This is a genomic window from Streptomyces sp. NPDC028907 (assembly GCF_055564995.1).
The window spans coordinates 372,592-393,464 of the sequence record NZ_JBVHVE010000010.1 but is presented as its reverse complement, the minus strand read 5'-3'; the positions used below and the strand labels follow the sequence as shown (position 1 = coordinate 393,464).

Below are 20,873 nucleotides of genomic sequence, written 5' to 3'. Positions count from 1 at the left end.
CCTGCGCGATCTGGCACAACCGCACCATCGGCGCACCCATCACCAGGTCACTGATCGCCTACGACCACTGAGCCACATCGGAACTACTCGTCTAGTGCTGTGACCGCATAGGTTCACCGTGTTGCTCGTTGTGCTGGTTAGAAGTGACGACTTCCAACCAGCAAGGGGGGCGGGATGGCACCACTGGTCAGGGTCCGGAGGCTGACTGAGTAGGAGGGGCAGAAGCTCCAGCAGATTGTGCGGCGGGGCAGCACGAGCGCGGTGCGGTTCCGGCGGGCGATGATGCTGCTGGCCTCGGCCGGCGGCAGCACGGTCCCTATGATCGCGCGTCTGGTGCAGGCGGACGAGGACACCGTCCGTGACGTGATCCACCGCTTCAACGAGATCGGGCTCGCATGCCTCAACCCTCAGTGGGCGGGAGGCCGTCCCCGCCTGCTGAGCAGTGACGACGAGGATCTCGTCGTCCAGACGGCCACCACCCGGCCCACCGTGCTGGGCAAGCCCTTCACCCGCTGGTCGGTCCGCAAACTGGTCGATCACCTGGGCAGGAACATCGCCCGGCCCGTTCGGATCGGCCGGGAGGCCCTGCGGTGCTTACTGGCCCGCCGGGGGATCACCTTCCAGCGGACCAAGACCTGGAAGGAATCCCCGGACCCGGCGTTCGACGCCAAGCTGGAGCGGATCGAGTACGCGGTCAACGAGCGGCCGGGCCGCACGTTCGCCTTCGACGAGTTCGGGCCGCTGGGCATCCGCCCCACCGCCGGCTCCTGCTGGGCCGGACAGAACCGCCCCGACCGGCTGCCGGCCACCTACCGCCGCACCCACGGCATCACCTACTTCCACGGCTGCTATTCCGTCGGCGACGACAAGTTCTGGGGAATCAACCGGCGCCGCAAGGGCATCGACCACACCTGCGCCGCCCTGCGGTCGATCCGCGCCGCCCGTCCGGACGGCGCCCCGATCTACGTGATCCTCGACAACCTCTCCGCCCATTTGAACTGGAAGATCCGCAGGTGGGCCGCGAAGAACAAGGTCGAGCTGTGCTTCACACCCACCTACGCGTCCTGGGCCAATCCCATCGAGGCCCACTTCCGGCCGCTGCGGCAGTTCACCCTGGCCAACTCCCACCACCCCAACCACACCGTCCAGACCCGGGCCCTGCACGGCCTACCTACGTTGGCGCAGCCAGAGCGCCCGCCACCCCGACGTCCTGGCCGCCCAACGACGCGAATCCGTTGGGGCGGCAGACCACTGCAAACAGCAGCCTGCCCGCCCGACCTGGCAACCCTTCCCGGGCACAGCACTACATGTCGAAGGGTTCATAGCAGGCGTCGCCTCCGGGCCAGGCGCGGTCCATGAACGGCGCCCGGTCGAGGCCGTCGAAGCAGCGCATCAGGAAGTCGGTGAAGCTGCCACTGGTGCGGTACCACTCCGCGCACTCGCTGCCGACCACGATCTCCCAGTTGCCCGGATCCGGGTCGCTGGCCAGGAAGTAGTACTCGCTGCTGTGCTCGTCGTGGCCCCAGCGGATGAGCCCACCAGGGTCGGGGTGGAAGGGGAAGGGGTAGAGGTCCTCCGACCCTCTCCGTGCATCGCGCCAGCCCTCCAGGGACCAGAAATCCTCGAGTTCGGCAGGGGCCATGAGGCCAGTCGGCCGGTCGAGGTGGAGGTACCCGCCGAGGGTTCCGGGCCCGTACAAGTCCATGAAGGCCTTGTAGTCCTCGGGCAGCGTGACACCGAGGTGCTGTTCGGAGGCCTCCCAGACCTCTCGCCGCGGCCAGCCCCACGCCTCCTCCGGCTCACCGAGCAGTGCCTGGAGGCGTTCCAACGATGGCATGTCGTCCCTGATATGTGACTGGCCAGGAATATCATCAGGCCTCCCTCTGACAACACAGAGGGGCCCAGCGTCCTCAACCCGGCGAACCTTCCCGGTCACAGCACTAGCCGCGCTGAGCACGTACGCGCAGGCCGAAGAACCGAGAGGTGAGTGCGAAGCTACCGCCCGGGCGTCGGTGCCGCTTGATTCGTCCCGCCCAGCCGGAATAGTTCCTCTGCATACTTGCCGACAATCTCCGCCGCTTCGCCACGATTCGCACGGAGGGCTTCGTAGATATAGAAAACCCGAGAAGACCTGCCTTCATTCCCATGCTCAGGGCTCAGTTCAACAATGCTTGAGGGCATTTCTCCGGCACTCTTCATCTGAGCGGATGTCGTCCACGGAGCGCTGCCAGTCGAGGAACGGAAGTTTCCTGCTCGGATAGATCGACCTCGAGGACGCCCGCGCGTTGATCGCCGTCTCCGCCGCGTCCAACCGCTCGAAGGCCGATCAGGACCCGGCCACCTGGCAGCCCCCGGCCGCCGGCTACCGCTGCACCTACGCCACCGACTGGATCGCCATCAAGACACGGTGGGGCCTCACCATCGACCCGAACGGGGCGCCCTCACCGACATCCTGGCCGACTGCCCGAACACTCCCATCGAGGTCATCCTGGCCCGCTGAACACAACTCTGGCCCGTCACCACGGGGGAAAGTGACGGGCCGAGCGTTCCCTACGGTGCCACACACGCGCACCGGCCGCAGGCCGTTGTCCTCATGAACGGTGCCCGGTTCTCCAGCTGGATACTTGCCGACGCAGATGTCCCAACAGTGTGGTGTGCGTCCACTGGGAGGCATGTCATGATCGCGCCGCGAGGAAGATCATCGTATTGGCAGCAACTGTCCTGTCCATCGCGGTACGTGTCCATCAGCCGTCCCGGCGAGCCGCCGCTGCGTCAGGGAGCCGGCGGCCGCCCGAGGGAGTCTGGGTCAGAGTAGGCGCCAGGTCCGTCAGGTCAGTCGTTGCCGCCAGCTACAACGTACGGGGACTGGAACATGTCCTCCGTCAATTCACTCTGCTTGGTGATGATGGCAGCGGCGATGGCAATGGCTTTCCGGAAGCCGCCTGCACTAGCGGATGTCAGGCACTCCGCATGAAGGCCGGGCGAAACGCCCTCCAGAACTTCCTGGATCGGCAACGCATCCCACGGCCAACCGCATGGCGCACCGCAGGGAAGTCCTGACGGTCAGGATTGCGCGGTCCGGAACGCCAGATACCGGCTGAAGGCTTCGTGGCTGTCGGGGGTGAAGCGCCACTCCAGCAGGGCCGACCGCAGCTCCGGCTCCGTCAGCCAGCCATGCCAGGCGACCTCATCGGGATCGGGGACCACGGCATCCGGCACCACGGCTTCGTGCACGCCGAGCCAGTGAGGGCTCAAACCGCTGCGGTTGATGAACGTGAACAGCAAGCGCGGCAGCACACGAATGCCCAGCTCTTCGGCCAACTCCCGTGCAGCGGCCTGCTCATAGGACTCACCGACATCCACCGCGCCACCGACCACGACCTCGTAGAGCCCGGGGAAGCGCGACAGCTGCTCCGGCCGCCGGTGGACGAGGATCCGCCCACGCTCATCACGACACACCGTCACGGCGACACGATGCAGCCAACCCTCCAGGATGGCTTGCCGGCGACTGACCACCACCCCCAGCACACGATCTTGATCGTCGACACGTTCCACCAGTTCATCCACGACGCACACCCTGGCAGAGCCCACCGACAACGCCACTTCCCGGCGACTCGTGGAGGGCATCCCGATAGCACCTGCACAGGAGGTCGGACGCGGATGACGACAGTTGTCGTGCGAGTACGACACCCATCGTGCTCAGGCTCGTCTAAGATCCCCGACAGCGTCACCTCCTAAGCTGGTGCACCCGCCTTCAGGATGGGTCTCCCACCCCAGCCGCTCCGCTCCGCGATCACCGCGGTTGGCACCTGCGCCTGCCACCCCTACGGGCGGGCGGCCCTTGGGTGCCGCTGGCGGAACTGGTTCAGCTCGCTGGAATCGCGAACTCCACCCAGAGCGGGAAGTGGTCGGAGATGTGCCAGGACAGGTCGTTGCGGGTCTGCTCGCCCAGCAGCGAGTCCACGAAGTCGACCTGGCCGCCAGCGACGGCCTCCAGCCGCAGCACCGGTCGCTGCTTCTGTCCCTTGGTGAACCAGGCGATCTGGTCGTAGAAGTGCTCGGCACCCGGCTTGTCGAAGATGGTGCGCGGCAGCCCTTCCAGTTGCGGGGCGGGCGTCAGTCCAGTGGAGGTGAAGGCCTCGAACAGCGGGTCGCCGACGCGGTCGATGTTGAAGTCGCCGAGCGCGATGAGGTTGTGGTCCCAGTCGAACTCCCGCTCCGCCCAGCCGGCCAGCCACTTGGCGATAGCCTTCAGCTCGGGCACCCGTTCGGCGGCCTTCTTGCCGTAGTTGACATGCAAGGTAACCAGGGTGAACGTCTGGCCCGATGAGAGGAAGCTGACCGCGTAGGGAGTACGGGCGAACTGCCGGTCCAGCGCGCTCGCGCTCACCCCCGCGTCCTGCTCGATCGGCACCACCAGCTCACACGCCAGCCCGGACGGCTTCACGCGGCGGGTGTCGAACAGGAACGCCAGCCGCTCGTTGTTGCCAGCCTTGCCCAGAGTCACGTCGGTGAGGATGAACGCCCAGTCCTCACCGAGGACTTTCAGTAGGTGGCGCAGGGCGCGCAGATTGCCGCGCACCTCCTGGACCGCAACGACATCGAACCGGCGGATCACCGCGGCGATTGCGTAGATGTCGCCGAAGTTCCGCTTCGGTGAATCGCCCTCGCCAGTCTTCCACGCCTTGGTCAGGTCCCCGAAGGCGCGCAGGTTCCATGTTGCGACCAGCAGGTTCGATCCCGGCGACTTCGCCGGGATCGTGTCATCGAGCACCGCCTCCCACCGAGTCGTGCGTGCGGCGACGGTCTTGGGCGGGGCCAGGATGTCAGCTTCGGGCACGCGATCCTCCTCGACGTTGGGAGCAGTCCCTCCGGAGCCTGCAAGATCACCACAAGTGGGGCAAGGCCCATTCCGGTGACAACGAGATGTACGACGTGCCGGTCACACGTTCGGCAACCCCATCGGCATGCCGGCCTCGCTCCCCATCAGGCGTCCGGCGCCCGATGGATCGACAGCGAGCTGGTCACTCGCAAGCGCTGGCACGCCCTGGTCACCGCCCGCCGCCACCACCTGCGTATCTCTCAGTGATCCAAGCCCGCCCGCCGGCACCGCCTCGATTGAGAGCTGGCTGATCATCTCGCTGACACGGCGTCACCTCCGTGGCAGGGTCGGGCGTCAACGGATCAGCGAACGTAGTGGTTGCACGCTGAGGCCTGCGGCACCGAACCCCGTCAGGACCGCCCCAGGGCCGGAGAAGTCGGAGAGGAAGGTCAGTCCCCCGGCGACCAGCCCGATGACGACCGCGGCCAAGAGGACGATGGCGGTGTGCATGCTGATGAAGGGGGGATCAGGCGGCGAACTCACGTGCGCTCCAGCGGTTGTTCGTAACGATGATGGCCACTCATACGTCGCTGTCTCCCCGGCACCCCACGGTCGACTTTCTGTGCCACCACCACCCGAAAAGATCTTGAAAAGGTCCGTGGGGTGCCCTGCGCGGAGCGACTTACAAGGGGTCATCACGGAGCCGACCCCGTGCTGTTCGTGTCGGCGACGACAACCGGAAAGGGGAGGCGATGAAGGGCGACGACGAGGTTGCGGACCAGGGCTCCGCAGCCGCGCGCGCCCGGCACCTACAACCTGTAGGCGAGAAGGGGCGGCTTCTCGGCGCGCCCGTGCCTCTCGAAGCTCAGCGTGAGATGAACGCCGGCGATGCACGGCAGGCCAAGAGGCTGCAGGAGAACCTGGACCGGCGGCTGGCCGACCAGCAGATCGTCCGGCTGCTGTCCGCGAACGGCTTCGCTGGAGATCACTACGACCGCTTTGAGGAGGTTCTCGCCCGGTACGGGATCTCGGTGTTGCGGGGCTGGCTGTACTCCGGCTACGTGTTCAAGCTCGTCGCCTCACGGGGCTTCGACCTCAAGCCGAACGAACTGGAGCTTGACGAACTGGTCCGCGACAGCGAACTGCGCGAGGAGCTGGCGATGATGACCGTCGCCCGGGCCCTACCGAGCTTCCGGCAGCGGGCCCTGGTCAATGACGGATGGCGGGTCGAAGGTGGTGCCAGCATTGCCACGTACTTCATGGGAGCGTGTGCCTACGAGTTCCCCAACGAGTACCGGCGCCACCGCGTGCAGCAAAAGCGGTGGCGCCGTGGTCAGGCCACCGAAGAGATCACCACCGAGGACAGATTCGCGGTGCGCACGGCGTCGCCGAGGAAGTTCTCGGAAACCTGCGGGTGCTCCAGGCCCTCCGGGATATCAGCGACCCGCGGACCCGGGCCACTGTTGCCCTGACGATCGACGGCTACGCCCAGGAAGAGATCCAGCAACTTCTTGGTGCCACGTCGATCCGCGCGATCGAAGGACTGCTGTACCGGTGGCGAACGAAGGCGAAGCGGCGCGAAGAAGAGGGCTTCCATGGCTGACCAGACCGACGACTTCGAGGCGCTGCTGGAGGCATCGTCCCTGGGAAGTCGCGGGGCCCGCCGGCTCCGGGCCCGCACGCCCGCCGTCCGCGCCCGCGCCGTACGCTCGATGCCCGGCTGGTGGCACAGCTACTCGGACCTGCTGCCCAGCTGGTTCCCAACGTATGTCGCCCTGGAGAGCGAGGCCTCGCTGATCCACGCCTACGAGATGTACTTCGTGCCTGGCCTGCTGCAGACAGAGGCGTACGCCCACGCTGTCATCCGGCAGGGTCAGAAGGACGCGCGCGAAGCCGACACCGACAGGCACGTCGCGCTGCGCCTGCAGCGGCAGAAGCGTCTCGTCGCCGAGGATGCCCCGCAGGTTCAATTCGTCCTTGACGAGGCCGCCCTGCGTCGCCCGTACGGAAACCGCCAGGTGATGCGCGGCCAGCTCCAGCATCTGATCGAGATGTCCCAATGGGAGAACGTGCGGCTGCAGGTCATGCCACTCAGCTTCGGCGGGCACTCCGGCGAGTCCGGTGCCTTTCACATCCTCAGCTTCCCGGATCCCGAACTGTCGAACATCGTCTACGTAGAGCACCTCACCAGCGCCCTCTACCTGGACAGGCAGCAGGACGTGGCCCAGTACGTGAGCGCGATGCAGGAGCTCCAGCAGGACAGCCTCAGCCCCAACGAGAGCCGCGACGTCCTGAGGGGATTGCTGCAGCTGAGCTGAGGCCAGCCGGAGCCACGGCCCGCGTTCAGTACGAAGTGCAGGCAGCGCACCGGCAGCGTCAGGCACCCCCGGGCCCGCCCGACACCGAGCACTTCGACCAGGTCCTGCGCGTGCAGCTCAACCAGATCACCGACAAGTCCCGCGAGATCCTGCTCGCTCTCGATGAACCGGGCACCCAGGCCACCGCGCCGCTGGAGCAGACGGTCCGCCTGCAGGTTCTCGCCGAACACCTCACCGCGAACATGGTGGCCAGAACCAAACGTCGTGGCGCCTCCTGGGAACGGATCGGAGCGCTGCTTGGCATGAGCAAGGACACCGCGCGCAAGAAGTGGTCCCTGCCCACACGGCGCAGCCTCTCCCCTCAGCGCACCGTCCTGGCACCGCCCCGGCCCGCGGGATCCGCAGCGCTGATGCCAGCCGATTCGGACGGCACCGGCGACGGCGCCGACCGCCGTTGCTTCACCCCGCCGCCCCCGGCGGGCGCACCGGCACCGCCTCTCCTCGCCGGCCAGGACCTGGCCACTGTCCTCAGCAGCCTCCAACGGGCCTCCGGATTCAGTCTGCGCACCCTGGCCAGCCGCACCGGCATGTCCCCTAGTGCTGTGACCGAGAACCTTTGCCGGGTTGCTCGTTGTGTTGGGTGTCAGTGACGACATTCGGCAGGGGTCGGGTATGGCATTACCGGTGAGAGTTCGTCGGCTGACCAAGCAGGAGGGGCAGACGCTGCAGCGGATCGTTCGGCGGGGAAGCGCCAGTTCGGTGCGGTTCCGGCGTGCGATGATGCTGCTGGCCTCGTCGGGCGGCAGCCCGGTCCCGGCGATCGCCCAGCCGCTCCAGGCCGACGAGGACACCGTCCGGAACGTGATCCACCGGTTCAACGAGACCGGACTTGCCTGTCTGGACCCTCAGTGGGCGGGAGGCCGTCCCCGCCTGCTGAGCATTGGGGACGAGGACTTCGTCGTCGAGACGGCCACGACCCGGCCCACCACGCTGGGCAAGCCTTTCACCCGCTGGTCAATCCGCAAGCTCGCCGAGCACCTGCGACGCAACATCGCCCGCCCGGTGAGGATCGGCCGGGAGGCCCTGCGCTGCCTCCTGCTCCGCCGCGGGATCTCCTTCCAGCGCACCAAGACCTGGAAGGAGTCTCCGGACCCGGACTTCGACGCCAAGCTCGACCGGATCGAGTTCGCGCTCACCGAGCGATCGGACCGGACGTTCGCCCTGGACGAGTTCGGCCCGCTCGGCATCCGTCCGACCGCAGGATCATGCTGGGCTCCCCGGTCAAGCCCGGACCGGCTGCCGGCGACCTACCGTCGCACCCACGGCATTACCTACTTCCACGATTGCTACTCCGTCGGCGACGACCGGCTCTGGGGAGTTGTCCGCCGCCGCAAGGGCATCGACCACACGTGGGCGGCCCTGCGGTCGATCCGCGCGGCGCGTCCGGACGGCGCCCCGATCTACGTGATCCTCGACAACCTGTCCGCGCACCTGAACTGGCGGATCCGCCGCTGGGCCGACCGGAACAAGGTCGAGCTCTGTTTCACCCCGACCTACGCGTCCTGGGCCAACCCGATCGAGGCCCACTTCGGTCCCCTGCGGCAGTTCACCCTCGCCAACTCCCACCACCCCAGCCACACCGTCCAGACCCGGGCCCTGCACGCCTACTTGCGCTGGCGCAACAAAAACGCGCGCCACCCCGACGTCCTCGCCGCCCAACGACGCGAACGCGCCCGCATCCGCAGCGAGAAACACATCCGCTGGGGCGGCAGACCTCTCCAGCTTGCGGCCTGAACCCGGCGGATCTGCTGGTCACGGCATTAGTCGTCGAACTCGAAGCCTGCCGTCTCGGCACGGGCAACAATCTCGCGAACTGCGCTGGGGCTCGAGATTACGGGCTCAAGGGCAGTCTTGAGACGCGCGAGGTCGCTCAAGCTCCCGAGCGCACAGAACATGCCGCCCTCGCTGTCGAAATCGAGGCGCTCAGCAAGATCCGGCCAGGCGAACTGCACAAGACCTTCCCAGAAGTACCCATTCGGCTCGTGTCCGGCGGCAACCACTGCAGCATCGGCGGCCAGGTCACCGGCCGCGAGTGTCAGCGAGTGCTCACCGTCAAAGTCATGCAGGGTGATAGTCACGGCGCGATCTTCCCACGCCCAGTGCGCAGGCTGCCCAGCCCATCAAAACTGCTTGCCCGCTCCCAGCCCGGCGAACCTTCCCGGTCACGGCACTAGCTACCTCTCCCGGCTGATGTCCGGCGAACGCTTCCCCGCCTGGCCGAAGGTCGCCACGCTCGCCCGAGCCTGCGGCGCCGACCCGGAAGTCCTGCGCCGGGTCTGGGAGGCCTCCAACGCCCGCCGCGACGGCCAGCCCCGCCTGGTGTCCCTTGCCGCCGCCCTACGCTTCCTCCACCTGCGCGCGGGCAGCCCAACTCCCTGGGCCATCGCTGTCACCAGCGGCGGCGAACTCGACCAGGACTACGTCGCCGCCCTGCTCGCCGGCACCGCCACCGGTCAGTGGCCGCAGGTCCAGCGCCTCGTCCAGCTCCTGGACGGCGAACACGCCTACTTCTTACCACTCTGGGAAGCTGAAGCCACCACGCAATCCGGTTCCGCCTCCGAGGCGTCCCCGGCCAAGCCCCCCACCGAAAGCCCGCCGCCCAGTACACGTGTCGAGGAGCTTCTCGCAGCCTTCAAAGACGTCCTGGGGCCCGGCCGTCCTACGCAGCCGTCGTTCCTCCGGCGCTGCCTCGCCGCCCCGATCCCCGGGGCCACCCACTGGAGTGGCCTCGCCAGGCTCGTGACCTGAGGCTCGATCACGGACAAGACCGCCTTGGCCGGGTTGAGTCCGTCCAGCAGTCCCAGCATGTTCACGACGGAGGGCACCGGAGTTAACGGTCTCGGACAGCGAGAGGATCTGAGGCTGCACGCCGGTCAGCGCCGACAACGCGGCATTGCGCGCCCCCAATCCGTTCAGCAGCGACTGGTCGACCATCTCTGCGATGTTGGGCAGCCGGGGAACTGCCAGCTCGATTCCGGCGAGAGCCGGGGCGAGGCCGAAGTTCGCCTGCGCGGTGAACTCGCTGAGCATCGTGCTCAGACCGACCAGCGGTTGGAAGGAGTCGCGGACGCCAGACCAGAAGGCGGCTGTGTCCACGACGTCAGCCAGGCCGCCCGAGTGCTGGACGGCGTCGTCAAGCAGTGAAAAGGCGCCATGATCCAGATCGGACCTATCCATGGCCAGGCCGGACCCGTCTATCGGCGCTGCGGGTCCAGCGTCGCCCAGCTCGTCGAGCGCCACGTTCTCGGGCGAGCCGCATCCTCCCGCTGAGGGAACGAGTAGCGCTCCTGTTACCTCGGACGGCGCTGCAGCAATCCGCTGAGCGGCATCCTCGGGTGCCGAGTCCGGCGTTGAAGCCGCAGGCATCTCGGGCCGCCTTTGTTGCTTGGGTAAGTCTGTTCACCTACCTGCGCGACTCGGTGAAGCAACGCTGCCCCACCGGCTCAAGGGCGTCGGCGACATCGAGGGCAGCAGCAACCTCGTCCTCGTCGACGTGAGCTCCGTGGGCCGCAAAGGCAGTGGTGGACCATATCTCGCCGCCCCACCGCAAGAGACTGACGGCCAGGACACGGTACATGTGGAGTCCGTAGGGGTCGACGGTCCATCGAACCCATTCCATTGTCAGGCCTAGCCTGACCAACTCTCTATTGTCAGGGTAGGCCTGACATTCATACTCCGTCAGGGCTACCCTGACTGCATGACGGACACCACCGCCGATGCGGCACGCCTGCTCTCGCCGCGAGATGAAGCCCGCGTCTCCTTCGCGCTCACCGCTGCACAACTCGCCGACAGGATCCTTGAACTCATGCCGGTCGAGCCGGACGCCGCTCCCGGCGAACTGCTGCGCCGCACCCTGGCCCTGCAGGACCGCATCGACCACCTGCACCTGCGCGCTGTGGTTGCCGAGCGCGAGCGGGGCACCACCTGGTCCCAGATCGCCGCTGCAGCCGGCACTACCAAACAGTCCGCCCACGAGCGGTGGGCCGGTCACGTGGCGGCCTGGGCCCACACCGGACGCTCGGCACTGCCCACCAAGTCTGCCCTCGACGTCGCCGCCACGCTCGATCAGCGGTACGCCCGGATGGTCGACGCCGAGCGCACCGACGCGGTCACCTCCGGACTGGATGCCGTCCGCTTTCCCGGGTCCGACGTCTACGAGCGTTCTCAGCGTGAGCGCGCCGACGCCCTGCATGCTCGCGTGGCAGTCCTGAAGGAGGAGTGCGCCCCTCTCCTTGCAGAGTTCAAACGGCTCAAAGCCGAAGGGCCCCGCTGCAACCCCGCCCGCGTAGACAACCTCACCGCCACGGCAGCCATCGAGGACGAGATCGCCGACTTGTACGAGCAGTTGTCCGGCGCCGAGCCAGCACTCTCCGACGAACACCGCGGCAACGCCGAGCGGTACCGCCAGTACGCCGCGAACAACCGTGAATACGCCGCGCTGCTCACCCCCGAGGACGAGACCGCACAGCCCCAGTGAAACGGCTGCGTAGGGATTGACCCAGCGCCCCGGCAGCAGATGCGTCTGGTCGATGCCGCCTGCTGCCGGGGCCACCTTCATATTTGGGGCCCGTTCCCCCTGCCCCTGAAGGCTCGTTGATCAGCTCATGGAGCACTTGCCCACTGCGGCCTGGGGCGTTGCCGAGCGAGCCGAGGCCCTGGCCGAGGCAGCGTGCGAATTGCACGACGCCGCCAGCATCGACCCGGTCCGATGGAGCGCGGAGGCCGTCGAGGACGCCATCGAGGCCCTGGAGACCACCGCGGCCGCCCTGGGGGCCATCCGCCCGGAGGCCGCCAACTGCATGTTCGTCATCACCCACAACCTCGGTCATCTGCGCGAGGTCTTCGGTCTACCGCCTCGCGACGACGGGGCCGCCGAGGATGACCAGGACCAGGCCCTGCCCGCGCCCACCCCTGTCAGCCGGCCCCGCCGACGCGGCCTCGGCCCGGGGTACCGGGGCGTCCGGATTCCCCAGGACCGCACCGTAGCCCGGTGATGACTGCGGTCTCGCGTGGCGTGAGGGATGTTGTCTACTCCGAGAACAGCTTGATCAGCCGCTCGGCGACGGCGCGGGAAGCGCCGGCGAAGATTCCACGGACGGCCTGCCCGACGAGCTGCAGGCTGATGCTGGTCCTGGCCTCCGTGGTTGGCGGGCGCGTAGCGTTGGCCATGTGGGTCCCCTCTCATGGGCTGGATCCTGAGTGGCCCGTCGGTATTGGTTGGACGCCTTCCGGCGGGCCGCTTCAATGTCAGCACGCTGCGCATCAGACTGTTCAGTGTCAGGAACCAAGCGGAACCAAGTGGGACTTCCCGGGATTTGACCTGCTGTTCGTTGAGGGGGAGCCGTGCCGAATAGGCGGCGCATCATCGACCGTTCACACCCGCTGGGCCGGTTCGCCGTGCAGCTATGCGAACTGCAGGAGGGGGCCATCGCCCGAGCAGGAGGTAGTCAAGCAGCTCGGGAGATCAGCATCGACAAGGTGGCCACCGGCAAGTGGGGAACGAGCAGGACGGCGATCTATGCCGCGCTCAACGGGACTCGATTGGCATCGATGAACACGTTGTGCGCGATGGTGTCCGCCTGGCACCCGCAGGGAGAGAAGGGCATCCCTGAGTGGCAGAAGCTGCGGCGCGAAGTCGACGAACAGCTGGCCGCCATGCGGAGCGGGATTCCCTCGAAGGCTGTAGCGGTTGAGGTCACGCCTGCAGTTCAGCATCCACAGCGCGTTCGGGTACCTGACAAAGAAGCGTCGAGGCAGCTGCGGATCCTGTTGTCTGATGCGCTGGCAGAGTCTCAGCTGAGCAAGACTCAGCTTGCAGTGCGCGCCGGTCTGGGACGGACCACTGTGCATGAGGCCTTCGCCGTGGACAGGCCGGTGCCATCCGCGACGACCCTCGTTGGCATCGGCAAGGTGTTGCGCCTCGACACAGCTCACCTACTTGAGTTGAAGCGGCTAGCTGGCGGTTAAGTCCAGTGGTGTTCGCCTTAGTTCAGAGTGAACCATCCTGAACGTGAGGAGCTCCATACACCTGCGGGGCCCCTCGGGCCGACAGCCCGCTGGACCCCGCGACGTACCCGCTGTGATCAGGAGAGCGCCGACGGCTTGCGCGGTGGCGGCAGGGCGCGCAGCAGTTCCCACAACGGTCTCGAGCCCGTGGCCCACTCCGCCAGGACCTTGCGGTCGACGAGGTGCAGCCGCTGCTGTCTGGCGAAGGTGCGGCCGGGCTGGGTGATCCGGCCGTTGGTCACCAGGACCACGACGTCCCCCTTGTGGACCGGCCGTCCCGTTCCGTTGAGGATCTGGAGGTCCGGTGTGCCCACGGCCGCGCCTCGCTCTCCGTTCTTGCGGTGCTTGCACTGGAGCACCCAGCGGCGTCCCAGCGGATCGGTGGCCTTCACGTCCGCTCCCAGGTCACCCTGCCCGCCGACCTGGACGGCGTCTGTGCAGCCGTCGCGGCGCATCAGGTCCCGCACCGCGTGCTCGAACTCCCGGTGCGTCAGCGCATCCAGCTGCCCCAGCCCGTACCGCAGGGCACGCGCCTGAACCTGTTCCCACTTCCCACGCTGCGCCCGCTGCTGCCACCACCCCGCAGCGGCCAGGACGGCAAGGAGGGCGGCGACGAGCAGCACCCACCAGTGGGTGAGCAGCCAGTTGACCACCATCACGACCAGGGAAACGGCCGCCACGGTGACGACCAGGAGGACGGCGAGCTGCACGTCCCGCTGCTGCCGGCGCCTGCTCCTGCGACGCGGGCGCCGCCTCGTGGGCCGCCGGCTCACCGGCCGCTGCCCATCGTGGAGAAGTCGATCGGGTACGACACCGTCGGCCGGGGAACGGCCGGCGCCGTCTTGGGTGTGTCGAACTTGATCGGGTAGGAGACCGTCGGCCGCGGCTGCGCGCCGTCTCCCTCCCGGGTCGTCGTCTGCTCGAACCGGATGGGGTACTGCACTGTTGATTGCGGCCGCGGCGCCGTGCCGTCGGTGGTGCCCACTTGCACCCCACCGTTGCCTATCCCGACCACGGCTAACGCGACCACGGCTAAGACGGCCATCTCCCGGCGCGCTCCCGCCGCCCAGCGGTAGTGAGCTCGCACCCAAGTCCCGTCGGCACGCTCGTACTCCTCAATCCAGGGCAACCTGCTGCCTCCCCCTCGTAGTTGATCCCCGTGCGACAGACCATGCTTGCATCCACCACTGACAACCGGGCAGCACTCCGTGGCCTTCGCCCCTGCTTCAACTCCCCTGTCTGCCCTCGGTGTTGAGGGAGTCGACCGGCCAGGTGGCCGAGTGGACGGCTGGTGTCTGGGTGCCTCGGTCAGCGGTCCACGGCGGGCAGGTGGGCCAGGCCGGTGTCGAGCAGGATGCGGTCGACCGTCTCCTCAAGGGTGCTGTCGGCGCCTATGACGGTCTCGGTGCCGCCGGGCAGCAGATCGCGCGGCCGGTACCAGTCGCGCAGCTGCGACTCGTTGACGTCGTCGGCGATCGGCTTGGTGGCATGCCGGGCGAGGGTTTCGCCGAACGGGACATCCAGGTAGTAGCTGTGGGTCGGGCCCCGGTGGTCGGCGCGCAGCTGGGCGAGCATGTCGCCGTAGCGGTCGGCATAGAGGATGCCTTCGACCACGACGTGGAACCCGGCGTCCAGGGCGTAGCGGGCCGTCAGGTCGATCAGGCCGATGTTCGCCGCTCCCGGCCGGTCCCGTTCGCGGAGCACGATGCGGCGGAGGTTGTCCTGGCCGACCAGGGCCAGGCCGCGGCCGAACCGATCACGCAGGCCAGCCGCGACGGACGACTTCCCCGAGGCGCTGTTGCCGCGCAGCACGACCAGCCGGGTTCCTTCGGTACCCACCATCACGGCAGCCACGTTACCGACGGCCGGGGACAGCACCTGTGGCGTTCCAGAGTCGCGGCGGCGGGGACGCTAGGCCGAGGGAGGCAACTCGTGAACGAGGTCTGACCTCGTCGGCGGGCCAGAAGGACGACGTCGCCAAGAGCCAGGGCCGGGGGCAAGTCGGCTCGCCGTCACCACGGCGTCCGGAACGGTATTGCCCAACACGCTCCTCAGGGCGAACCGATTCCGGCTCGCATCATGTCCGACGTGGGCCGGGAGGCAAGCTGCTCAGCCCGTGGTTGCACAAGGCCGGTCAGGCTTGGTGTCGCTGCGGGCAGTTTCGAAGGTTTCCGTTCTTCGGGGGGGGAACGGGGAGGGGTCGGCCGTCGAGTAGGTGAAGGCGCCACCTACGCGCCACTGAACCCCGACGGAGACCACTCACATGACGTCGTCCTTGGACTGGGCCGGACTTGTCACGGCTGTAACGGCCACCGCGCAGGCGGCGGCCATCATGGTGCAGGTGCACTGGGACCGGCGGCTACGCGGTCTCAGGACGACGGAGGACAAAGACTGCCGCCGCATGCCCCACCACGGCAAAGCCTCCATGCCCTGCACTCGTGCGGTCCACGTACAGGTCAGCCTCGCGAGCCGCGCCCGTACGTCGGTCACGCTGGTCATCCTCGTGGACGGCAGAGCCGACGGTGCGTGCCCGTCTTCGCTGCCCGCGAAGGGATACCGCCCGTGGTAGCGGGCGAAGCGGCAGCGGAGCGCTCCGCCCCCGCTGATGGGCAGCCCTCCGCGTGGACGGAGGCGTCACCTTGTCGTGTCAGGCCCCGACACGGCTGCTCACAGAGGGAACCTCACCAGTGGGGACTCGGCTGTGTTTCGGCCAGGTCCGAAACACATGGGCATCCGCTTCCTGGCTTCCTACGGTGATCGCGGGAGGTAAACGAGTCCACTGCACAGAAGGCTCGTCACCTTGTCATGTCAGGACCCGACACAGCTTCCTAACGGAGGAGGAGTTCCATCATGCGCAGGATCTTCAAGGCTGCTGCGACGCCGCTGGCGGCGCTAGGTGCGGCGTGCGTGCTGGCGATGCCGGCTGCTGCTGCGCCCGGCGACGGGCCGGTCGCGATGGGCAGCAACGAGACGGTCGAGGTCTACGACACGTCCAACGGCTACAAGGACTACGCGGGCTACGTGCAGTTCAAGCACAAGGGCGACTGGTTCCACACCTACCGCCAGAAGAGCCCTGGCAACCGCATCTACATCCAGTACGACAAGGACGGAGTCCCCGACTGGGGGGAAGAGATCGAGGGCGGTCTGAACCCGGGCGACCGCACGAGCCGCAACACGAACCTTCCCGAAGGGACGGTCTACAACATCAGGGGCTGCGTGCAGGTGGACGGCGGGTCCGACTACTGCTCGGGGTGGTACAAGTTCACTGCCTGACTCCGAGCGCAGACAAGGGGCGCCGGGCGGGAGCCCGCCGCCCCTTCGTCGGCTGGAGAAGACACGGCCCTGCGCCGCAGAGCCAGTTCAGGGCTTCACGCAACACCCCGAACCTGATCCCGGCCGAGCACAACAGCACCCGAGGGCAAGCTGCGCGATCAGAGGCCGCCGGCGGCAAGAGCGGCGAGCTGGGCGCCGACCTCCTCGGAGGATCAATCACATCACCGCCGCCCGCGACCGACTCACGCAACTGGTGGCCCCCGGCTCACCGAACAAATCCCCCGTCCCTTCCAGCCGAAGCGCACGACGGGGTCGGCAGAAATGAAGATCGGGTCACTCTGCGGGGCGTGGACCTTCGTTCTCGAACGCCTCACCGGTGCCGCTGGCACCCTGCACGACCGGAGCGGTGTCCAAACTGGACTGTACACAGCGCAGGGGCCACCCGGCGGCGGTCGAACCGGCCTGAAGCGACGATGAAAGCCACCCGCCGTCAACGCGAAGCCAGATCCTCGAGGACGGCCGCGAGCCCGGCAGGCTGCTCGTACATCGCCAGGTGGCCGCAGTCCAGGTCTGTGACGTCTGTGTCCCCGAGGTGGGTGATCTGACGCTGCTGGGCGGCGAGGGGGAGCGCTCTGTCGCGGCGCAGACGGATGTATGTGCGTTGGACGGGCGGCAGGCCGGTGCGCGACACGGGTTCGAGAAGCGGGCCCGCCGCGTCGTCGACCAGGTGGGACACCACGTGCTCCGCCGTGTCGGGCGGCAGGTCGCGGCAGTAGCTCCAGCGGGCCGGCGCCCGTGCCGGGCGTGGTGACAGACCGTGGCGCAGCCGTCTTCGCATCACGGCGCGGACCAGGAACGGGAAGCCGTCGAGGGCGCAGGTGCCCTCGCGTGGCACGGTGGCTGCCAGGAACACCAAGCGGCGGATCCGGTGCGGGAGCAGCGCGGCGACCTGGGGGATGACGACGCCCGCGAGTGAGTGGCCGACCAGGACGACCTGGTCGAGTCCGGCCGCGTCGATGTCGTCCGCCACCGCTCGTGCCAGGTCGCCGACGGTCAGGGTGGTGAGATCCGCGGGTCGGCCGGCCCGGCCCGGGAGGTCGGGGGTGAGACACGTGACGGACAGGTGGGGCAGGACGGGCTCCCAGCAGGTGCCGGTGAGCCAGCCGCCGTGGACCAGGACCAGGGCCGCGGGCTGCTGATCGCTCATCGCGGCTCCGCGGGTGCCGTGCCGGGGCTGTGGCGCAGGTGCGGGGCCACGCTGCGGAGCTTCTCGCAGGTCTCCTCCCACTCGCGTTCCGGTGTCGACTGTCCCATGACTCCGGCCCCGGCCCGTAGCCAGCTGCGGCTGTCGCGCTGGAAGACGGTGCGCAGGACGAGTGCCGCGTCGAGCAAGCCGTCGGCATCGGCGGTGAACACGGCTCCGGCATACAGCCCTCGGGGTTCGCTCTCGTATCGGCCGATGGCGCGCAGTGCCTCCGGTTTGGGGCAGCCGGTGGCGGTGATCGCGGGGAACAGCGCCGCGAAGGCGTCCCAAGGGCCCCGGTCATCGGCGAGGCGTCCGGCGGCGCGCGAGGCGAGATGCTGCACCGAGCCGCGTTCCCGGACCGTCATGAACTCCTCGACCGAGACCGTGCCTTGGCCGGAGATACCGGTCAGTTCTTCGACGGCGCGGCGCACGGAGAGGGCGTGTTCGTGGATCTCCTTGGGGTCGGCGAGCAGGTCGGCCCGCAGCCGCGCGGTCTCTTCGGGGCTCGGGCCGAGGGCGCGGGTGCCGGCGAGCGGCTGGGTGGAGACGCGACGGGTGCCTGCCTCGACCTCCACGACGGTCTCGGGGCTGAAGCCGGCCGCTCGCCAGCCGCCCAGGTCCAACAGGAAGGACCGGGCGGGGGTGTTGGCGCGACGGCCCGCCAGGTAGGTGGCGGTCAGGTCGGGGGCGGGCGTGTGCGCGGGCAGCGGCAACGGGCGGGACAGTACGGCCTTCTGGAGGAGCCCTGCCCGGATGTCGTCCACCGTGCGCGCGACGGCGTGCTGGTACGGCTCCGACCCGGAGGCCAGCAGTTCCTCCACGTCGGTGAGGACCTCGCCGTCCGCTCCCGTGGGGCCGGCCAGGGCCTTGGCGACGAGGGGTATGTGCTCCGGGTCCGTGGTCCGTATGCGTGCCGTTCCCGGCGTCAGGGCGACCTCGGTGGTCGGCAGCATGAGGTGGAACAGCGGGTCACGGCCCACGTCGCCGGTGTCCGGGTGCAGCAGGTGGGCCAGTTCGAAGGCCGCCCAGCCGTACACCCGCCAGTCCCGGTGCGGCAGTCGGGCCAGGGCGTCGGCGACCTGCTCCAGAGTCGCCGCGCCGAGGGGCCGGGTCACGGACCGGTTGCCGCAGCGCGCGGTGACGGCCTCGGCGTCCAGGGTGACGGTGGCCGCGGGGCCGGCGGCGTAGTGCCAGACACCGGCGCGTTCGTAGACGACGTACTCGCCGCCGAGACCGGAGCGGGCGAGGCGGACGGCCGCCTCAGCAGGGTCCTCGGGTGCCTGGGCGGTGTGCGCGGGGCCCGGTGCGGGGAGACCATCGGCCCACGAGTCCCAGGCGGCGTCGGAGGTGTGGGACGAGGGCGAAGTCCTGGCGGTCCGTCTGCGGTCGGTCGTGCCGGTCATGAACGGGGGTTCCCTTCCTCGCGCCGCGCGCCCACGGCCGCGAGATCGCGGGCCAGCGCCGTCAGCGCCTTCTTGTCGGTCTTGCCGACGGCCGTCACCGGGAGGGCGTCGAGGGGCTCGATCCGGTCGGGGATCTTGTACGGGGCCAGCCCGCGTTCGCGGAGGAAGGCCGCCGCCTCGTTCCGATCGGGCGCGGTGGCCCCGGGCCTGGGGGCGACGAAAGCGCAGGTGCGCTCACCGAGCAGGTCGTCCGGGACGGGTACGACGGCCACGTCCAGGACCGCCGGATGGTGGGCGAGTTGCACCTCGACCTCGGCGGCGGCCACCTTGTCGCCGCCCCGGTTGATCTGTTCCTTCACCCGGCCCTCGACGACGAGGTGGCCCCTGGGGGTGCGCCGTACGAGGTCGCCGGTGCGGTAGTGGCCGTCGGCGGTGAACGCGGTGGCGTTGTGCTCGTCGGCCCGGTAGTAGCCGCGCAGGGTGTAGGGGCCGCGGGTGAGGAGCCGTCCGGTCGTGCCGGGCGGGACGTCGCGGTCGTTCTCGTCGACGATGCGCAGTTCGTCGTCGGGGGACAGCGGACGGCCCTGCGTGTGCAGGACGACGTCTTCCGGCGCGTCCGGTTCGGTGTAGTTCAGCAGGCCCTCCGCCATGCCGAACACCTGCTGCAGGACGGGGCCGAAGGCGCCCCGCACCTGGACGGCGTGCTCGGGCAGCAGGCGGGCGCCGCCGACCTGGAGCAGCCGTAGCGAGGACAGGTCCGCCTCTTCCCACTCCGTGGCCGCCGCCCACATCCGGGCGGTCGGCGGCACGAGCGCGGTCGCTGTGACACGCTCACGCTCGATGAGGGCGAAGGCCGCGTCCGGGTCGGGCTCGTCGGTGAGTACGGCGGTGCCGCCCGCGTGCAGGGCGCCAAGCACTCCGGGACAGCCGAGCGCGAAGTTGTGGGCGACGGGCAGCGCGGCGAGGTACACCGTGTCGGGGCCGAAGCGGCACAGCTCGGCACTGGCCCGCACGTTGTACGCGTAGTCGTCGTGGGTGCGCGGGATCAGCTTGGGCAGGCCGGTGGTGCCGCCGGAGACCAGGAGCAGCGCCACCTCGGAGGCGTCGGATGGGGTGGGTGGCAACTCCCCCGCGATTCCGGGGCCGTCGAGCGGGAGGTGGGCGCCCGGGTCGCCGGCCACCAGGACGTGCCGCAGGTCCGGGCACTCCTTGACGACATCGGCGGCCAGCTCACGGTGGTCGAAGCCCTGATGGACGTCCGGGACGACATACGCCACGGCCCCGGACAGCCGGCACAGGTGGACGATCTCGCTGCGGCGGTGCAGTGGCAGGGCGAGGACGGGGATCGCGCCGAGTCGCTGGAGGCCGAAGAAGCCGGTGAAGAACTCGGGCACGTTCGGGAGCTGGAGGACCACGCGGTCCCCCGCCCGGATGCCGAGTCCGGCCAGCCGACGCGCGGCACGGTCCGCCGACCGTTCCAACTCCGCCCGGTTCAACCGCCGTTCACCCTGCACGAGAGCGGGGCGGTGCGGGTCGGCGCGGGTCCAGGCCCGCAGTAGTTGGTCGAACGTCTCACCTCGCCAGTACCCGGCCTCCCGGTAGCGCTCGGCGAACTCCTCGGGCCAGGGCGTACAGCCGTCCAGCACGTGGTCCCCCTCTGGTCGTGTCCTGCTCGGCAGGGGCTTGTCGATCCCGTTCTTCATACTGTAGTAAATGAATATCATTTTCAACAACGGATCACACAT

24 protein-coding genes and 2 pseudogenes are annotated in these 20,873 nt (G+C 68.6%); 13 read left to right on the top strand and 13 right to left on the bottom strand.

The features are described 5' to 3' along the window. Nucleotides 1-234 precede the first annotated feature (234 nt). Nucleotides 235-1,231, top strand: a pseudogene (locus tag ACZ4UU_RS30080) (IS630 family transposase); the annotation flags it as partial. 72 nt (nucleotides 1,232-1,303) lie between these two features. On the opposite strand, the gene ACZ4UU_RS30075 reads toward ACZ4UU_RS30080, so the two are convergent. Continuing rightward, nucleotides 1,304-1,837: an SMI1/KNR4 family protein gene (locus tag ACZ4UU_RS30075; protein ID WP_471906508.1), complete on the bottom strand. Its 534-nt coding sequence runs from the start codon at nucleotides 1,835-1,837 to the stop codon at nucleotides 1,304-1,306. Nucleotides 1,838-2,264: 427 nt separating this feature from the next. Here ACZ4UU_RS30075 and ACZ4UU_RS30070 point away from each other — a divergent pair. Continuing rightward, nucleotides 2,265-2,500: pseudogene (locus tag ACZ4UU_RS30070) on the top strand (hypothetical protein); the annotation flags it as partial. 563 nt (nucleotides 2,501-3,063) lie between these two features. Here the strand turns inward: ACZ4UU_RS30070 and ACZ4UU_RS30065 are convergent. From ACZ4UU_RS30065 to ACZ4UU_RS30050, 4 genes are all read right to left on the bottom strand, one after another. Continuing rightward, a complete protein-coding gene (locus ACZ4UU_RS30065; protein WP_471906507.1) occupies nucleotides 3,064-3,627 on the bottom strand; it encodes an NUDIX domain-containing protein in 564 nt (187 codons plus the stop codon). Nucleotides 3,628-3,865: 238 nt separating this feature from the next. Continuing rightward, entirely contained in the window at nucleotides 3,866-4,840 is a 975-nt protein-coding gene (locus ACZ4UU_RS30060) for an endonuclease/exonuclease/phosphatase family protein (RefSeq protein WP_471906506.1), read from the bottom strand. A gap of 102 nt (nucleotides 4,841-4,942) precedes the next feature. Beyond that, nucleotides 4,943-5,137, bottom strand: coding sequence for a hypothetical protein (locus ACZ4UU_RS30055; protein WP_471906505.1), 195 nt, complete (start codon nucleotides 5,135-5,137; stop codon nucleotides 4,943-4,945). Nucleotides 5,138-5,176: 39 nt separating this feature from the next. Continuing rightward, nucleotides 5,177-5,365 carry a hypothetical protein gene (locus ACZ4UU_RS30050; protein ID WP_471906504.1) on the bottom strand — a complete coding sequence of 63 codons (189 nt, stop codon included), beginning with the start codon at nucleotides 5,363-5,365 and terminating at the stop codon, nucleotides 5,177-5,179. A gap of 209 nt (nucleotides 5,366-5,574) precedes the next feature. On the opposite strand from ACZ4UU_RS30050, the gene ACZ4UU_RS30045 reads away from it, so the two are divergent. From ACZ4UU_RS30045 to ACZ4UU_RS30030, 4 genes are all read left to right on the top strand, one after another. After that, nucleotides 5,575-6,294 carry a hypothetical protein gene (locus tag ACZ4UU_RS30045; protein ID WP_471906503.1) on the top strand — a complete coding sequence of 240 codons (720 nt, stop codon included), beginning with the start codon at nucleotides 5,575-5,577 and terminating at the stop codon, nucleotides 6,292-6,294. A gap of 123 nt (nucleotides 6,295-6,417) precedes the next feature. Further along, on the top strand, nucleotides 6,418-7,140 hold the full coding sequence (locus ACZ4UU_RS30040; RefSeq protein WP_471906502.1) for a DUF5753 domain-containing protein: 723 nt from the start codon (nucleotides 6,418-6,420) through the stop codon (nucleotides 7,138-7,140). 35 nt (nucleotides 7,141-7,175) lie between these two features. Continuing rightward, nucleotides 7,176-7,790 (top strand): hypothetical protein, encoded by a 615-nt coding sequence (locus ACZ4UU_RS30035; RefSeq protein ID WP_471906501.1) that lies wholly within the window; start codon nucleotides 7,176-7,178, stop codon nucleotides 7,788-7,790. 22 nt (nucleotides 7,791-7,812) lie between these two features. Next, nucleotides 7,813-8,934, top strand: coding sequence for an IS630 family transposase (locus tag ACZ4UU_RS30030; RefSeq protein ID WP_471906500.1), 1,122 nt, complete (start codon nucleotides 7,813-7,815; stop codon nucleotides 8,932-8,934). A gap of 26 nt (nucleotides 8,935-8,960) precedes the next feature. Here the strand turns inward: ACZ4UU_RS30030 and ACZ4UU_RS30025 are convergent, their stop codons facing one another. Next, nucleotides 8,961-9,278, bottom strand: coding sequence for an Imm51 family immunity protein (locus tag ACZ4UU_RS30025; RefSeq protein WP_471906499.1), 318 nt, complete (start codon nucleotides 9,276-9,278; stop codon nucleotides 8,961-8,963). Between the two features lie 52 nt (nucleotides 9,279-9,330). On the opposite strand from ACZ4UU_RS30025, the gene ACZ4UU_RS30020 reads away from it, so the two are divergent. The 4 genes from ACZ4UU_RS30020 to ACZ4UU_RS30005 all read left to right on the top strand — a co-directional run bounded on the left by ACZ4UU_RS30020 (nucleotide 9,331) and on the right by ACZ4UU_RS30005 (nucleotide 12,194). Then, complete coding sequence (locus ACZ4UU_RS30020; RefSeq protein ID WP_471906498.1) at nucleotides 9,331-9,948, top strand: hypothetical protein; 618 nt, start codon at nucleotides 9,331-9,333, stop codon at nucleotides 9,946-9,948. A 57-nt stretch (nucleotides 9,949-10,005) separates the two neighbouring features. Continuing rightward, entirely contained in the window at nucleotides 10,006-10,344 is a 339-nt protein-coding gene (locus ACZ4UU_RS30015) for a hypothetical protein (RefSeq protein WP_471906497.1), read from the top strand. 553 nt (nucleotides 10,345-10,897) lie between these two features. Then, complete coding sequence (locus tag ACZ4UU_RS30010; RefSeq protein ID WP_471906496.1) at nucleotides 10,898-11,677, top strand: hypothetical protein; 780 nt, start codon at nucleotides 10,898-10,900, stop codon at nucleotides 11,675-11,677. 127 nt (nucleotides 11,678-11,804) lie between these two features. Then, a complete protein-coding gene (locus tag ACZ4UU_RS30005; RefSeq protein ID WP_471906495.1) occupies nucleotides 11,805-12,194 on the top strand; it encodes a hypothetical protein in 390 nt (129 codons plus the stop codon). A 34-nt stretch (nucleotides 12,195-12,228) separates the two neighbouring features. Here ACZ4UU_RS30005 and ACZ4UU_RS30000 read toward each other — a convergent pair whose 3' ends face one another. Beyond that, nucleotides 12,229-12,369: a hypothetical protein gene (locus ACZ4UU_RS30000; RefSeq protein ID WP_471906494.1), complete on the bottom strand. Its 141-nt coding sequence runs from the start codon at nucleotides 12,367-12,369 to the stop codon at nucleotides 12,229-12,231. Nucleotides 12,370-12,543: 174 nt separating this feature from the next. On the opposite strand from ACZ4UU_RS30000, the gene ACZ4UU_RS29995 reads away from it, so the two are divergent. Next, entirely contained in the window at nucleotides 12,544-13,167 is a 624-nt protein-coding gene (locus ACZ4UU_RS29995) for a hypothetical protein (RefSeq protein ID WP_471906493.1), read from the top strand. Between the two features lie 116 nt (nucleotides 13,168-13,283). Here the strand turns inward: ACZ4UU_RS29995 and ACZ4UU_RS29990 are convergent, their stop codons facing one another. The 3 genes from ACZ4UU_RS29990 to ACZ4UU_RS29980 form a co-directional block, all read right to left on the bottom strand. Next, nucleotides 13,284-13,979, bottom strand: a complete 696-nt coding sequence (locus ACZ4UU_RS29990) for a restriction endonuclease (RefSeq protein WP_471906492.1) — start codon at nucleotides 13,977-13,979, stop codon at nucleotides 13,284-13,286. Then, nucleotides 13,976-14,191 (bottom strand): hypothetical protein, encoded by a 216-nt coding sequence (locus tag ACZ4UU_RS29985; RefSeq protein ID WP_471906491.1) that lies wholly within the window; start codon nucleotides 14,189-14,191, stop codon nucleotides 13,976-13,978. The genes ACZ4UU_RS29990 and ACZ4UU_RS29985 overlap by 4 nt, the downstream gene beginning before the upstream one ends. A gap of 323 nt (nucleotides 14,192-14,514) precedes the next feature. After that, nucleotides 14,515-15,048 carry a P-loop NTPase family protein gene (locus tag ACZ4UU_RS29980; protein ID WP_471906520.1) on the bottom strand — a complete coding sequence of 178 codons (534 nt, stop codon included), beginning with the start codon at nucleotides 15,046-15,048 and terminating at the stop codon, nucleotides 14,515-14,517. A 421-nt stretch (nucleotides 15,049-15,469) separates the two neighbouring features. Here ACZ4UU_RS29980 and ACZ4UU_RS29975 point away from each other — a divergent pair, with 421 nt between their 5' ends. Continuing rightward, nucleotides 15,470-15,775 (top strand): hypothetical protein, encoded by a 306-nt coding sequence (locus ACZ4UU_RS29975; protein ID WP_471906490.1) that lies wholly within the window; start codon nucleotides 15,470-15,472, stop codon nucleotides 15,773-15,775. A gap of 281 nt (nucleotides 15,776-16,056) precedes the next feature. Continuing rightward, nucleotides 16,057-16,479 (top strand): hypothetical protein, encoded by a 423-nt coding sequence (locus tag ACZ4UU_RS29970; protein ID WP_471906489.1) that lies wholly within the window; start codon nucleotides 16,057-16,059, stop codon nucleotides 16,477-16,479. A 490-nt stretch (nucleotides 16,480-16,969) separates the two neighbouring features. Here ACZ4UU_RS29970 and ACZ4UU_RS29965 read toward each other — a convergent pair whose 3' ends face one another. From ACZ4UU_RS29965 to ACZ4UU_RS29955, 3 genes are read right to left on the bottom strand one after another with little or no spacing between them, the layout of a single operon-like run. After that, nucleotides 16,970-17,686 carry an alpha/beta fold hydrolase gene (locus tag ACZ4UU_RS29965; protein ID WP_471906488.1) on the bottom strand — a complete coding sequence of 239 codons (717 nt, stop codon included), beginning with the start codon at nucleotides 17,684-17,686 and terminating at the stop codon, nucleotides 16,970-16,972. Next, the gene (locus ACZ4UU_RS29960; RefSeq protein ID WP_471906487.1) at nucleotides 17,683-19,128 is read right to left on the bottom strand and encodes a salicylate synthase; all 1,446 of its coding nucleotides are present in this window, start codon (nucleotides 19,126-19,128) and stop codon (nucleotides 17,683-17,685) included. The genes ACZ4UU_RS29965 and ACZ4UU_RS29960 overlap by 4 nt, the downstream gene beginning before the upstream one ends. Then, nucleotides 19,125-20,831 carry a (2,3-dihydroxybenzoyl)adenylate synthase gene (locus tag ACZ4UU_RS29955; RefSeq protein ID WP_471906486.1) on the bottom strand — a complete coding sequence of 569 codons (1,707 nt, stop codon included), beginning with the start codon at nucleotides 20,829-20,831 and terminating at the stop codon, nucleotides 19,125-19,127. The genes ACZ4UU_RS29960 and ACZ4UU_RS29955 overlap by 4 nt, the downstream gene beginning before the upstream one ends. Nucleotides 20,832-20,873: the final 42 nt, after the last annotated feature.